Annotated in this window: 12 protein-coding genes; 8 read left to right on the top strand and 4 right to left on the bottom strand. The window is 56.9% G+C overall.

Annotation, left to right across the window (positions count from 1 at the left end):
* Window positions 1-280 precede the first annotated feature (280 nt).
* Complete coding sequence (locus GP473_RS00700; RefSeq protein ID WP_185769626.1) at window positions 281-1453, top strand: dioxygenase family protein; 1173 nt, start codon at window positions 281-283, stop codon at window positions 1451-1453.
* Window positions 1454-1638: 185 nt separating this feature from the next.
* Here GP473_RS00700 and GP473_RS00695 read toward each other — a convergent pair whose 3' ends face one another.
* From GP473_RS00695 to GP473_RS00685, 3 genes are all read right to left on the bottom strand, one after another.
* Window positions 1639-3459 carry a phosphoenolpyruvate carboxykinase (GTP) gene (locus GP473_RS00695; protein ID WP_185769627.1) on the bottom strand — a complete coding sequence of 607 codons (1821 nt, stop codon included), beginning with the start codon at window positions 3457-3459 and terminating at the stop codon, window positions 1639-1641.
* Between the two features lie 106 nt (window positions 3460-3565).
* Window positions 3566-3928 (bottom strand): DUF6802 family protein, encoded by a 363-nt coding sequence (locus tag GP473_RS00690; RefSeq protein WP_185769628.1) that lies wholly within the window; start codon window positions 3926-3928, stop codon window positions 3566-3568.
* 1 nt (window position 3929) lies between these two features.
* On the bottom strand, window positions 3930-4919 hold the full coding sequence (locus GP473_RS00685; protein WP_185769629.1) for a hypothetical protein: 990 nt from the start codon (window positions 4917-4919) through the stop codon (window positions 3930-3932).
* A 45-nt stretch (window positions 4920-4964) separates the two neighbouring features.
* On the opposite strand from GP473_RS00685, the gene trmB reads away from it, so the two are divergent.
* From trmB to GP473_RS00655, 6 genes are all read left to right on the top strand, one after another.
* Complete coding sequence (gene trmB, locus GP473_RS00680; protein ID WP_185769630.1) at window positions 4965-5750, top strand: tRNA (guanosine(46)-N7)-methyltransferase TrmB; 786 nt, start codon at window positions 4965-4967, stop codon at window positions 5748-5750.
* A gap of 23 nt (window positions 5751-5773) precedes the next feature.
* The gene (locus GP473_RS00675) at window positions 5774-6412 is read left to right on the top strand and encodes an NYN domain-containing protein (protein WP_246394923.1); all 639 of its coding nucleotides are present in this window, start codon (window positions 5774-5776) and stop codon (window positions 6410-6412) included.
* Between the two features lie 63 nt (window positions 6413-6475).
* The gene (locus GP473_RS00670) at window positions 6476-8689 is read left to right on the top strand and encodes an MMPL family transporter (protein ID WP_186276956.1); all 2214 of its coding nucleotides are present in this window, start codon (window positions 6476-6478) and stop codon (window positions 8687-8689) included.
* Window positions 8686-9741, top strand: coding sequence for a lysylphosphatidylglycerol synthase transmembrane domain-containing protein (locus GP473_RS00665; protein ID WP_281381135.1), 1056 nt, complete (start codon window positions 8686-8688; stop codon window positions 9739-9741). The genes GP473_RS00670 and GP473_RS00665 overlap by 4 nt, the downstream gene beginning before the upstream one ends.
* Window positions 9742-9829: 88 nt before the next feature.
* Complete coding sequence (locus GP473_RS00660) at window positions 9830-10249, top strand: DUF3054 domain-containing protein (protein WP_185769633.1); 420 nt, start codon at window positions 9830-9832, stop codon at window positions 10247-10249.
* A 320-nt stretch (window positions 10250-10569) separates the two neighbouring features.
* A complete protein-coding gene (locus GP473_RS00655; RefSeq protein ID WP_185769634.1) occupies window positions 10570-12657 on the top strand; it encodes a PhoX family protein in 2088 nt (695 codons plus the stop codon).
* On the opposite strand, the gene GP473_RS00650 is transcribed toward GP473_RS00655, so the two are convergent.
* Entirely contained in the window at window positions 12644-13579 is a 936-nt protein-coding gene (locus GP473_RS00650; protein ID WP_186276955.1) for a LysR family transcriptional regulator, read from the bottom strand. The genes GP473_RS00655 and GP473_RS00650 overlap by 14 nt on opposite strands.
* A gap of 84 nt (window positions 13580-13663) precedes the next feature.
* On the opposite strand from GP473_RS00650, the gene GP473_RS00645 reads away from it, so the two are divergent.
* Window positions 13664-14917: an MFS transporter gene (locus GP473_RS00645; protein WP_186276954.1), complete on the top strand. Its 1254-nt coding sequence runs from the start codon at window positions 13664-13666 to the stop codon at window positions 14915-14917.
* Window positions 14918-14936: the final 19 nt, after the last annotated feature.

The raw sequence follows: 14936 nt of genomic DNA, 5'->3' as shown, positions 1-14936 counted from the left end.
GAGTGATGGGTTTGGTTTTCGCTCGGAATTGAGACGGCGAGCCCACCCTCTGAGAGGAAAGTGGGATGGTTTCCCGAATCGTTGTCCCACAATAAAACAGAACATACCGGTCTGTCTAGTCAGATCTGTCTACTTTTCATCAGGTTCCCCACCCACAGCCTTCTCACACCCCCTTCACCAGTGGCAAGAAACTTTCAAGGCTTGATTTCACACCGCACTAGAGCGCAACGCATATTTCTAGACTCATGTTTTCCCAGTTGATGCTTCTACCCTCAAAGTCATGAGTACGAAAAACAGCACTTCACAAGCGCCCACTTTTGAAGGGCGACCTCTTGCCCGCCCGAATGACGACATCGAAGATCAAGGACTCGCCTTTGATCTGCGCACCCTGGAGAACCGCCAAGCTCGCACCGGCCGCCTCAACGCTGTCAGCCGTCGAGGGTTCTTGAGCCTGTTCGGACTCAGTGTAGGCAGCGCAACTCTCACCGCCTGCGGAATCAACAGTTCCTCCAGCTCAACCGCAAGCAGTAGCACAAGCACCTCTGCGACAAGCACGGCCGCTACTGATGAACTCGCTGAAATGCCCACAGAAACCAACGGACCCTATCCAGCAGACGGTACCAACGGACCTGATGTGCTGGAACAAGTCGGTGTGGAACGCAAGGACATCAGAAGCAGCATCGGAGGAGGAGAAACTGCCAATGGCGTTCCGGCGACTCTGCGAATGAATATCGTGGACATGGCTAACAATAACCGCCCGATGACCGGCGCAGCGGTCTACGTCTGGCATTGCGACGCCACTGGCCGCTACTCCATGTACAGCGAAGGCTTGGAGAATGAGACCTACCTACGTGGTGTGCAAACTGTCAACGACGAAGGCTACGTAGAATTCACCACCATCGTCCCCGGATGCTACGAAGGACGATACCCGCACATTCACTTCGAAGTATTCCCAGAGATCGACAGCATCTCGGACGCATCCAACAACGTTCTGGTTTCCCAAATTGTTGTTCCCGACGCAGTAACGGAGCCAACCTATGCCACGGACAACTATGCCAGTTCCGTCACTCCAAAGTCTCACATGACTCTGGACAAAGATAATGTCTTTGGCGATGGCGCTGACCTGCAAACACCCACGGTCACGGGCGGCGTGAAGTCCGGATTCGAGATGACTATCACCGTTGGTGTAGACACCACAACGGAGCAGACCGGCGGCACTATGGCAGGCCCTGGTGGCGATAGCGGACCAGGCGGCGGGAATGGCGGACCAGGCGGCCAGCCGCCAGCGGGCAACCCACCGGGCGGAACCCCGCCTACGGGGAATCCTCCAAGTGGGAATCCACCTAGCGGCAATCCACCGAACGGAAATACCGCCAACGGAAACCCTGCAAGCGGCAACGCCTCCAGCGCTGGCTCCCAAACCAGCACCTCAGCGGGTAGCCAGGCTGCGTAAGAAAAATAGTCTCGCGCGTACACGACGCGCGAGACTATTCATGTCCTTTTGCTGGTGAGCCTCATTTTATAGCGCTTCTGCGGAAACCTGAGGTGTCCCGAAGCAGCCCGCACAGCCCTGGAGTTTTCCTCACGGACTCATACAGGCTGAAGGGCGCCATCTAATGTCCCACCTTCGAAAAAGCCCTACTTAGCTTCTTCGATGCGGGCCTTGAGAGCGTTGAACTCATCCCACACCTCAGCAGGAACCTTCGGCCCCATGAACTTGAGCCACTCTTCGTTGTCAGCCAGGTCGCGCTCCCAGTCGGCTGGGTTCACGGACAAAGCTTCGCGAATATCTTCCTCAGTCTCCTTCAGACCATCGGTATCGATGTCCTCATAGCGGGCGGTGTAGCCAACGACTGTTTCTTCAGCCTCGACCTTGCCCTCAATGCGATCAACGATCCACTTCAAAACGCGGGAGTTCTCACCGAATCCTGGCCACAGGAAGCGACCATCCTCACCGCGGCGGAACCAGTTCACGAGAAACACGGCTGGCATGTTATCGCCGCCCTTGTTGCCCATGTCGATCCAGTGCTGCAAGTAGTCACCGACGTTGTAGCCGATGAACGGAAGCATAGCCATCGGATCATGGCGCAACGAGCCGACAGCAGCCTCGGCAGCAGCAGCGGTCTGACCGGAAGCCAGGGTGGCACCGATGAACGTGGCATGGTTCCAGTCACGAGCCTGAGTGACCAATGGAACGGTGTCCGGACGACGCCCACCGAAGAGGATGGCGGACACTGGAACGCCCTGCGGATCGTCATACTCCGGAGCTGCAGCTGGGCAGTTGGAAATTGGAACACAGTAGCGAGAGTTAGGGTGAGAGGAGTTCTCGCCGGAGTCCGGCGTCCACTCATTGCCCAACCAGTCGATGAGGTGATCAGGCCGGTTCTCCAGACCTTCCCACCACACGCCTCCATCGTCGGTGAGACCAACATTGGTGTACAGCGCGTTACCCGGCTCCAGAGACTTCATAGCCACTGGGTTGGAAGAGTAGTTGGTGCCCGGTGCCACGCCGAAGAAGCCATTTTCCGGGTTCACGGCGTACAGCCGACCGTCCTTACCAAACTTCAACCAGGCAATATCGTCGCCGACAACCTCGGCCTTCCAGCCCGGCAGAGTTGGGGTGATCATAGCGAGGTTGGTCTTGCCACATGCGGATGGGAACGCTGCACAGATGTAGTAGGCCTTATCCTCAGGGGAAATCAGCTTCAGAATCAGCATGTGCTCTGCCATCCAGCCCTCATCGCGAGCCATCACGGATGCAATGCGCAATGCGTAGCACTTCTTGGCCAGGATGGCGTTACCACCGTAGCCAGATCCGTAGGACCAGATCTCACGGTCCTCAGGGAAGTGGGTGATGTACTTGGTGTCGTTGCAAGGCCATGCCACATCCTCTTGTCCCTCTTCCAGAGGAGCACCGACAGAGTGCCAGCCCTTCACGTACTCACCACTGTCGCCGATCTTGTCCAGGGCTTCCTTGCCCATGCGGGTCATGATGCGCATGGACATCACCACATAGGCGGAGTCTGTAATCTCAATGCCCAGCTTGGGGGACTCATCAGTGATAGGTCCCATGCAGAAAGGAACAATGTACATAGTACGGCCGCGCATGGAACCCTTGAAGTGCTCCAGCATCTCATCACGCATCTTTTGCGGATCCACCCAGTTGTTGGTCGGACCGGCATCCTCTTCATTCTTAGAGCAAATGAAGGTGCGAGACTCCACACGGGCGACGTCTGCCGGGTTAGAACGGCCCAAGTAAGAATTAGGCTGCTTCTCCTCATTCAACTTGACCAGGGTGCCAGCCTCTACGAGCTCTTCTGCGAGGCGATCCCACTCCTCGTCAGAGCCATCACAGAAGACAACCTTATCCGGCTGGAAGAGCTCGACACTCTTCTCAATCCACTCGAGCATTTCCTGGTGGTTGGTTGGCGCTTCACCGACAAGCCCACGGATGGTCATCGAATCTCTCCCTAAGGTTGGATACTTTCTAGATATCCAGAATATCGACTATTTCAGGCCCTAGCTGGACACAAAGTTCCGTCTAGGGGTAGTTGCACAACCCAGCCTAACCCCATTCCCCCCGCTCTACACAGACCCAGCGCTCTGCTTTCCATGATTCAGCCCCACACTCGGGGGCATCATGGGGCTGTGGCAATCCGTTTTCCTGCGGTGATTGCCACCTCCACGCGGAAAAATGACCGTTAAATGTGACGTTTGAAACAAAATCCACGCGTCCATCCCCGTCCGTGTCAGCGAGGATGCTCATTCCCTCATCATCGGTGAATGTGGCAGACTCTTCGTCGCGAAATATAGGGATTTCATAGTCCACCCCGTCCACACCCATCAGCAGAGTATCCTCTGGTTCCACCCCAGAGATAGGGGGGATGTCTGACATGTGAGGGGTGACGTCGGAAAAAGAAAAGTCCATGTTAGCGCCCACCGCCCGGCGTTGTGCTATCAAAAGACGCTCCATGTGGCGTCGTGGTGCCGAAGGTCGCTCCATGTGGCGTCGTGATGCCTAAGGACGCTCCACTTGGCGTCGTGGTGCCTAAGGTCGGCCCATGTGGCGTCACCCTACCCAGAGCCGATGCCGCCAGTGACTCGTGAACACGCGGAATGTGAGCACGGGACATCACATCAGCCACCAAAGCCATCCACGATTCCCGCACATTCGCCCTGTACTTCGCCAGATCCGCCTCTCGCCGTTGCGTACGCACCATAGCCACACGCACACCGGCACCCACCGCGGCCACCAACACGCCACACAACAACCCCAGCAGCGGCTGCCCCGTCACGCGCCCAAGTCCAAATCCCAACGCCACACCGCCAAGGAGTCCCGCAGCAACCGCGACAGCTTCCCCCATCTTGTTGCGAGTGACTTCCATCTCCCCTACCTCTCTCGTCGTTTCAATCGTTGGCCACGCCAAACCATGGCGCAATAACGCCACCTGTAGATGAGCTACAAACCTCTCATGCGCCCGGTTCACATCCTCCATATGCTCAGCCAAACTCGTCGCCACCCTCCTCATCTCCAAGCGAACGGCAATACGCACGCGATCTTCCCGTTCAAGGTCCGCCCGGCGCGCATCCGCATACCAACGGCTCCGGTTGAGAAAGAGTGAATCGACTGCGCTTTGCACCTCGGCAACACTCGTGCAGTGATACACCCCTGGCTGCTGTGGCCAGGGGTTACTCCCCTCCTGCTTGGACGATGGCCGGTAGAGCACCAGCGCCCCCATAGCCTGTGACACCGCGTCCACGACCTCCTGATCCCGCGGTGACCATTCACCGACAACGGCGATCACTCCGTCCGGATTATCCTGTGGGCCTGCGCCCACTTTGACCCGACAGCGCATTAATTGTGTGGCTAATGTTTGGGCACGGCGCTGCTCTGGCCCAATAACCGCAATAGTCTTCACGTGTGGATCCCCCTAAATAACCCCATGTCTGCAAGAATATACGGGATGACTAACCCTGATAATCCGCAAAATACCAAAAATTATTCTGAGATTGGGGCACTTCCCCATGGGCGCCCGCTGCAAACCGAGTTTAACGATGGTCGCGATTATCCGCGACTGGGTAGCTTTAGTTTTCGTCGTGGCACACTCACGGACAATCAAGCCGCACTGTGGGATGAGCACTGGCCTCGGCTAGGAAAAGTGCTCTCCGACGAGCACATTGACCTCGATACATGGTTTGGGCGCCGCGCGCCGAATGGCACCATTGTGGAGATCGGTTCGGGAACAGGCACGTCCACCGCAGCGATGGCTCCTTTAGAAAAAGACACCAACATCGTGGCGGTGGAACTATATAAGGCCGGTCATGCCAAGTTACTGGGTTCCATCGTGCGTGATGGCCTCGATAACGTTCGTTTGATCCGGGGTGATGGTGTGGAGGTACTCCAGCGTATGTTCGCCCCGAATTCCTTAACCGGGGTCCGCATCTTCTTCCCCGATCCGTGGCCCAAGGCACGCCATCACAAACGCCGAATCATCCAGTCCGGCACGCTGCATCTCATCGCGGAGCGTGTGAAACCGGGGGGTATTTTGCATGTGGCTACCGATCACGCCGAGTACGCCGAGTGGATCGATGAACTGGTGGAGGTTGAGCCGCAGCTAGAGTATCTGGGCTGGCCTGAGGACACATCCGACATTCCGGTGCTGCTTGACCGTCAGATCATCACCAAGTTCGAAGGAAAAGGCCTGGATAAGAACCATGTGATCAAGGAGTACCTGTGGCGGAAGAAGTAAACACCACTGAGTTCTCGGAGCAGATCGCTCAGTATGGCCGCAGCCCGCAAACCGTACCTGCGGTCTTGCTGGTATGGGATGCACCCAACATCGATATGGGATTGGGTTCCATCCTAGGGGGTCGCCCCACCGCAGCCTTCCGTCCTCGTTTCGACGCCATTGGCCGCTGGCTGATCAAGCGCGCCGCAGAACTCAAAGAGGAATTCGGCAGCGAGGTCTTGCCAGAAGCAACCGTCTTTACCAACATAGTTCCTGGTAGCGCTGACGCTGTCCGCCCCTGGGTGGAGGCGTTACGCAATATCGGCTTTGCTGTCTTCGCCAAACCAAAGGTAGAGGACGATACTGACGTGGACGAGGACATGTTGGTGCACATTCGTCGCCGCCGCGAGGAAGGCGTTTTGGATGCGCTCATCGTCGCCAGTGCCGATGGACGTAATTTCAAGGATCTCCTTGAAGAACTGGCCGACGAGATCCCCGTCACCGTACTCGGTTTCGAAGAGCACGCCACGTGGGCTGTAGATTCAGAAGCCGTGGAATTCGTCGATCTCGAGGAAATTCCAGGAGTGTTTCGCGAGCGTTTGCCGCGCATCACACTGGATGCTCTGCCCGATGGCGGAGCTTGGCTCACCCCATTCCGTCCATTGAGCGCTTTGCTCGACTAACGTCTCACGGCGTTTAGTACTTATTTCCTTTAGTACTTATTCTTTCGGAAGGAGATCCACCGGATGTTCAGCACCTGGGGCGACTACGCATATCGCTTCCGTCGCGTCATTCCGTTGGTGATCATCGCAGCAATCGTTGCGCTCTTTGCCATTTTCGGTACTCAATTGGGTGACAAAATGAGTCAAGAGGGGTGGGACGATCCCCATTCCCAATCCACCAAAGCCGCCGCCATAGAGCAGGAGATTTTCGGCCGCGACGACAAAGGCGACGTGATCGTACTCGTCAGGGGCGATGAACCCCACAGTGCTACCAGCCCTGAGGTGAAATCCTCCATGACGGTGCAACTCAATGCCTTGAAACAGAAGTATCCGGATAACCTCGGGCCAATTACCAGTTACTTCGATAACGGGCCGAAGCAAATGGCCACAGAAGACGGACGCGCCGCCTTCGCCTCCGTGGCCATGGCCGGTACTGGCGAGGATGTTCTCAAGAACTTCCGCATAGTGGAGAAAGATCTACGTAACATCAAAGTTGCTGGCGCCACTGTAGAAATCGCTGGCGCCACGGCCGTTTCTGATGCCCTCGATGAGGGCATGTCCCGTGACATCAAGCGAGCCGAAGTCTACGCGCTGCCAGCCGTCGGCCTGTTACTACTCCTCGTATTCGGCGGCGTCATCGCCGCCTGCATGCCGCTTCTCGTGGGGCTGCTCTCCATCATGGGATCCGCGGGTGTGCTGGCAATTTTGGCGTCGTTCACCCAAATCAACGTGTTCGCACAATCCGTCGTCACGTTGCTGGGGCTCGGGCTGGCCATCGACTACGGACTATTCATGGTGTCGCGCTTCCGGGAGGAACTCGCAGAGGGAAATACCATCCGTGACGCGGTCAAAAACACCACCGCCACTGCAGGTAAAACAGTGGTGTTCAGCGCCTTAATGGTGGCTGTGGCGCTCTCCGGACTGTTGATATTCCCGCAGGCATTCCTCAAATCTGTCGCCTTCGGGGCAATCTCCGCCGTAGGGCTAGCCGCATTGTTATCAGTGGCTGTACTTCCGAGCATCTTCGCGCTCCTCGGTGAAAATATCGACAAGTGGTCGCTCAAAAAGCAGACCCGCAAGCGCTCAGAGGTAGTCGGAGGAATCTGGGGTCGCATCCCGACCTTCGCCATGCGGCATTCCACAATTGTGACCATCATCATCGTGACTGGCATGCTGCTCATGGCCATTCCTCTAGGCGGAATCAAACTGGGCGGCCTCAATGAGACCTACCTTCCGCCCAACCAGGACACCCGCGTAGCCCAGCAGCATTTTGATGAGCACTTCCCCACCATGCGCACCGACCCGGTGAAACTCGTGGTGAAGTCCGATGATCCTCGAGCAGTCTCGCAGATTTACCAGCAAGCCAACAAAGCTGAAGGGCTATCCGGTCCCTTCCAGATCTCCCAGGCGACCAAGGACGGGGTCACTGTCCTCAGTGGCTCTGTAGCAGACCGCAACAACTACTCTCGCGTGGTCAACTACCTGCACGACCTCTCCTACGATGGAGCCGACATCTACGTGGCGGGCACGCCTGCTCTGGAGGTGGAGTCCATCAACGCCTTGTTCGCCAAACTCCCGTGGATGCTGCTGTATATCGTGGCCGTCAGCTTCCTGCTGATGTCTTTGATCTTCGGCTCGCTGATCATTCCGGCCAAGGCTGTGATTATGAACATCCTCGGCACCGGAGCCACCCTCGGCCTTCTCACTTTGCTATTTGTCGATGGCGTGGGATCTACCCTTTTCAATTTCACCGAAGGGCCGTTGATGAGCCCTGTTCTGGTGCTGATCGTCGCCATCATCTTTGGCCTATCCACTGACTATGAGGTCTTTTTGGTCTCTCGCATGGTGGAAGCGCGAGCGCGTGGCCTGTCCACGGATCGGGCTATTCGCTTCGGCACAGCGACCACGGGATCCATCATTACCGCAGCAGCGCTGATCATGATTGTGGTGTGCGGCGCTTTCGGCTTCTCCACAATCGTGATGATGAAATACATCGCCTTCGGCATGGTCATCGCCCTTATTCTCGACGCCACCATCCTGCGCATGTTGCTTGTCCCGGCAGTGATGCACATGCTCCACGAGGACAACTGGTGGGCACCCGCATGGATTAAGAAGCTCTCTGAGAAGATTGGGCACAACGAGCAACTCGCTACTCCCACGACGGTCTCTCCTCACTCCCGCAACTTACCGTTCTCCGAACTGATGAAACGTATGCAAGAGGACAAGGACGAGCTGTGAATTGGCAGAAAATCAGCCACATCGCGAGCACGAAACGCGCCCGAAGCGCCTTCGTGCTCATAGTGCTGGGAGCCATCATGTGGTTCGCTCGCGACCGCATGTACTTCATCGGTGAAGGGTGGCGTGCATTAAAAACTGCCGACTTGAAATGGATCCTGGCAGGCTGTGTGTTCGTAGCGCTATCGATGGTTGCCCAGGCAGAGGTGATGGTGATTCCATTGCGCTCGGCGGGTGTGAATGTGAAACGTCGCACGGCCAATGTCCTCTGCATGGCAGCAAATGCCTGGAGCTCCACGTTCCCCGGTGGCCCGGCGATGAGCGTGGCGATGATTTTCCGCGAACAGCTGAAGTGGGGCGCCACTCCCGTCATCGCTAGTTGGTACATGGTGCTTTCCGGAGTGCTATCGGGAGCCGGGATGGCCATTCTGGCAATTGGTTCTATCTTTTTTCTCGGTCTGAAGGTCCAGCCCTTTACCCTTGTCCTATCACTGGTGACGTTGGCAGCATTGGCCTTTTTTACCAATTGGATCGCCTCCAACCCGAGCAAGGTGGAAAACTGGCTCATCTCCTGCGCCCGAGTTTTCGCTGGATGGAGGAAGAAGCCCAAGGACTATTACACTGACAACATCCGGGGTTTTGCAGATCAACTGTCCGCTATACAGCTCCCGCTCCCCCAATTAGCTATGGCGATTGCCGCAAGCCTGCTCAACTGGATATTTGAGATCTTCTGCCTGCTGGCCTGCATCCTGGCTGTCGCCGGTGAGCCTCCGATCGCAGGCGTGGTTCTGAGCTTCCTCCTCGCCAAGTTGGCGGGCCAGGCACAGATCACACCCGGTGGCCTAGGCCCTGTGGACGTCGCTCTCACCACCTCGCTGGTGGCCATCGCCGCGATGACCTCTGTCCAAGCTTTCGCAGCGGTCATTGTTTACCGCATGATCGGCTTCATCGGTCTCACCGCGGTGGGATGGCTCATCTACTTCGGTGCAAAATTGGCACGTCCCATCTTTGATACGGACCCAACTCGCCCGTGCCCGGCCACAGACGATGCGTGAGGATGATCAACACACAAGAACGGTCGCGATTCGAGGATGGTCGTTGTTCGAAAGTGATCCACGACGACGAGGGACATAGACTAGAGACATGACCGCTTCTGCTTCCTCATCTTCTCACTCCCCTTCGCCGTCTCAGAGCCCACACGGCTCTGCGCGTATTCTCCCCTTTATTCTTGACCTCGTTGCTATCGCCCTCTTCGGCCTCGCGGCGCGCTATGCACACCAGTCGCCTGATATGCCGTTTAACTTCCTAGGATGGCTCAGCACCACCTGGCCGTTTTGGGTGGGAGTGCTCCTAGCCTGGGCTATTCTCCGTAAAGATGCGGTCAGGGGATTCGACTACCGAGTGGGAGCTATCGTATGGATTTTTGCGGTCGCTTCTGGGCTGATCATCTGGGCTATCCGCCACGCGGCAGTTCCGCACTGGTCCTTTGTTCTAGTTGCCACGGTGATGGGGGCACTGTTGATCTTCGGCTGGCGACTCATTGCCTCATTTGTGCGCAAGTAATTTATCCGCATTCTTTGCGCCCAAGTCGCTCAATGAGAGGATCCTGCGCGCCTGCCAAGGAGCAGCATCCGCGCCTGCTCACGAGTAGTTCACACACCTGCTAGCTGGGGCTCGCAGCGGCCAGGAGCAGAATAGTTGAACGCCAGGTAAAACGGATTCACCGATTACCCATCAACCGTTCATGGGGTGTACACCTGGCGTCAAGTGCGAATTTATTCGCATCTTCTAAAGTCTGTCGCGGTTCCATAACTCACTGTGTCTCGAACAGAGCCATCCAGGCTCAAAGCACAGGACGACGCGACGATTGGAAGAAAACAACGATGGGTCTACAAGGCCGTAACCTACTGAGCGCTCTGGATTTCCGTTCCAGCAGGTCCCACCGCACCTGCCTATACAAATGTGGCGATGCCTGCTTCAAACCAGTCCCCAACACCTCCGACAACGCTTACTTTGGCGATCTCTTCACGCGGGAGTATTCGCGTCGCACTGCTTTGCGCGCAGGCGGCGCAGCTGTGGTCACGGTCGGAGGGGCGTCGTTTCTCGCTGCATGTGCGGACGCCACTGGTACCGACGCCACGTCTGCCACCACACAAGCCGGTACAGATGTAGCTGCTCCTCCCGGCCTGAATTTTGAGATGGTGAAGCCCAACACTGAAGATGCTGTCGTCGTTCCAAAGGGCTACTCCAGTGATGTCGTCATCCGCTGGGGGGATAAGGTCGTCGAGGGTGCTGGAGAGTGGTCCGTCGACAACCAGAGCGTAGAGAATGCTCAGAAGCAATACGGCTTCAACTGTGACTTTGCTGCGTTATTGCCTATCGAGGGAAAAAAGAACCATTTCCTCTTGGTGTCGAATCACGAATACACCACCCCGCAGCAGATGTTCACAGGCTACGACCCGGACAACCCTACCAAAGAACAGGTGATGATCGAGCTCGCCAGCCACGGAATGTCCATCGTCGAAGTCGAGGGCAATGATAAGGACGGGCGGCTCAAACCAGTGATGGGGAAGTACAACCGCCGCATCCATGGCCACACCCCCTTCGAGTTACGCGGCCCCGTCGCGGGAAGTGATCTGGCCAAGACCTCCAAAGACCGGACAGGCAAGAAGGTGGAAGGCACCATCAACAACTGTTCCGGCGGAGTAACACCCTGGGGCACCATCCTCTCTGGTGAAGAAAACGTGGATCAATACTTCGCCGGCGGTGGTGAGGTGAAGAATGCACAAGCTCGCGATCGTTATAAGCGCTATGGCATGGAAGACGCGGAGACCCAGCGCAAGTGGGAGCGCTTCGAGGATCGTTGGGACATCCGCAAGGAACCGAATGAACCACACCGCTTTAACTATGTGGTGGAGGTGAACCCCTGGGATCCGACGTCCACGCCCGTCAAGCACACAGCGCTAGGCCGTTTTAAGCATGAGGGCGCCAATATTCACGTCACCTCCGACGGCACCGTTGTTGCTTACTCAGGTGACGACTCCCGCTTCGAATACCTCTACAAATTCGTCTCTTCGCGGAGGATGCGCAGCGGCCACACCGCTGAAGACCGTGCTGAGAACATGAAAATTCTGGACGAGGGCACACTATATGTCGCCCATTTTGAAGGTAACTCTGCTGACTTCACAGAATCCGGGAAGCTGCCCAAAGACGGGAAATATGACGGCACCGGCACCTGGAAGAAACTCCTCACTGTCACAGCTCATGGTTCTGCAGAATCACACGTGGAAGGGATGTCCGCGGAAGAAGTCGCGGTCTTCACACGTGAAGCTGGGGACAAGGTGGGAGCCACCAAGATGGATCGGCCAGAAGACGTGGAGCCCCACCCAACCAGCGGCAAGGTGTATGCCGCGTTGACTAACAACGACTACCGAGGTGCAAACCGAGAGGGTAAAAACGACGCTCCGATTGCCGAATGGGCGCCGATCCAAGAGAACAAAAACGGTTTGGTCATGGAAATTGATGACGATCATGCGGGTGAAAAGTTCACGTGGAACCTTCTGCTGGTCTGCGGCGATCCTGCCCAGGCCGAGACGTACTTCGGTGGTTTCGATAAGGCGCGCGTCTCACCTATCTCCTGCCCTGACAACCTCACCTTCGATTCCTTCGGGAATCTATGGATCTCCACCGATGGCAATGCCTTGAATTCCAACGACGGCCTATTCGCCGTCTCTTTGGAAGGAGAGACCCGCGGACAAACCAAGCAGTTCCTCACTGTGCCCGCGGGGGCCGAAACCTGTGGCCCATTGGTATTTGATAAGCGTGTGATCGTCAATGTCCAACACCCGGGTGAAGACGACGAAGCTACGGTGGAATCTACCACGTCCCACTGGCCAGATGGCGGGACATCCCTGACCAGACCCTCCACTGTGGTCGCGTGGAAGGATGACTTTGGCGTCATTGGTGCCTAGGCCTTCTGGTTCCGCAAGTCGGATAGCCCTCTTGCAAGCGGATCTCCGGTCGCTGAGACACAAATTCCCGAAAAGCCTCAGCCGCCAGCGCGGGCGAGACTTTTCTCCGCCACACCATGCCCAACTCGCGTTCGCGCTTCTCCTTCAGAGGGATCAGCTCCATTCCGGGAATCACGATGTTACGGTCCCCCAGTGGCAACACAGCCACCCCCAGCCCTGCAGACACCAAGCCAGCGAGGGTTGTCAGCTCCATAGATTCAAAAACCAGCTTGGGGCGGAACCCCGCGCGCGCCGTCAATTCATCCAACAGCATCCTCGTGCCATAGCCGGGCAGCATTGCCACAAAATCCTCATCACAGGCTTCCGCAATGCTCACGGAGTCACGACCAGCCCACTCATGGGTAGAAGGCACGGCGAGAGCTAAGCGTTGCGTCGCCAATTGCTTCCACCCCAACTCACCCGAGTCGACGAAAGCGGCAGGCTTTGGTCCCACCAGAGCAACATCCGCCTCCCCGGCCAACACATGATCAATAAGCGTTTGCGCCGCCCCCTGTACCAACTGAAAAGTCACGTATGGATGCTTTTCGCGATACGCCCGCACCAGATCAGGAACCATCCACGTACCCAATGAGTGCATGAAATCAAGGCGCACGGTACCCCTTTCCGGGTCCATGAGGCGGTGCACTTCCTCCACACCACGCTGCCACACATTGGTGGCATCCTGCGCCCGGCGAGCCAAGGCCTTTCCACATTCGTTAAGAGCTAAGTGACGGCCGTTACGGTCGAAAAGCGGTGCTCCGACCTCAGACTCTAAAGCCGCTAAGCGCCGCGATAGCGCAGATTGGCTGACTCCCAAGTTGACGGAGGAATCCACCATGTTCTGGGTGCTCACTAGGTCGAGGAACCACTGAAGCTCTTTCATAACCCAAAGTATTGCACAACTTGGGATACTATGCGTTGCTTATTGCATTTAGGGTATCAAAGGGGGGAGTGGAAAATATTAGGCATGACCCAAACGAGAGAGACCTCGGCGCCAGCTACCGGTGGAGAAGTCGCCGATAAAGAAGCCTCCGGTGAAGCACAAGGATACGGTCCAGGTGACCCCGGCTACCGGAAAATACTTTTCGGAGCCATGTGCGCAGGCTTAGCATCCTTCAACGCCCTCTACGCCACCCAAGCGCTTCTGCCGAGCTTATCAACCGATTTCGGCGTCACCCCTACCACCACCGCGCTCACCGTCTCTGCAACCACAGGTGCGCTAGCGCTCACCGTGGTGCCAGCAAGCATCATCAGTGAACGCGTGGGGCGGCGGCTAGTGCTACAAGTCTCCGTCATCGTTGCCACAGTGCTCTCCCTACTACTCGCTTTCATGCCCAGCATCGGAGCCCTTATTGCCCTACGCGCTCTACAAGGCGTGGCCGTCGCTGGTGTGCCAGCCGTAGCTATGGCATATCTTTCCGAGGAAATCCGCTCAGAATACCTGCCCAAAATCATGGGGTTCTATATTGCCGGCACCACCCTTGGTGGACTCTGTGGCCGCCTGATCCCCGGCTTTGCACTGGAAATCCTCGACTGGCGCGGAGCCACCATCGTCTCAGCTATCTTCGCGCTGTCCACCGCGCTATTCACTGCCGCCATTTTGCCTAAACAGCGCTACTTTACCCCGAAGAAGATCACCTTTGCCCGCGAGACTGCAGCATTCACATCACACATTCGCAACCCCACCCTCATCAAACTCTTCATCCTGCCCTTCTTGATCATGGGCGCCTTCGTGTCTCTCTACAACTACCTGGGATTCCGCCTTATTTCTCAGTTCGGATTACCCGAATCCCTCGCCGCATTCGTTTTTATCCTCTACCTCTCCGGTACGTGGTCCTCCGCCCGCGCCGGAACGTACATGCACAAATTCGGTCGTGGCACAGTGATGGCTGGTTCGGTCTCTTTGGCTCTCGTGGGTTTGCTGCTCCTCATGGCTCCGTGGTTATGGACCACCATCCTGGGAGCGTTCCTGTTTACCGCCAGCTTCTTTGCAGCCCACTCCACCGCCAGCTCGTGGGTGGGTCTCGTCGCCACGCATGACCGCGCAGAAGCATCAAGCACCTACGTGCTGAGCTACTATCTTGGGTCCTCCATCATCGGCTGGATCTCCGGTTATTTCTTCGCCGGTGGCTGGATTGTTCTCCTGTCCTGGCTCTGCGCGCTATTCGGGATGGCCCTGATCCTCAGCGTGCTGATCTGGCGCTCCCGCAGGAATCACTAATTTCCCGAGCTATCCCAGT

Origin of the sequence: Corynebacterium anserum (assembly GCF_014262665.1) — a bacterium.
GTDB lineage: Bacteria > Actinomycetota > Actinomycetes > Mycobacteriales > Mycobacteriaceae > Corynebacterium > Corynebacterium anserum.
This window is presented reverse-complemented; position numbering and strand designations above follow the sequence as displayed.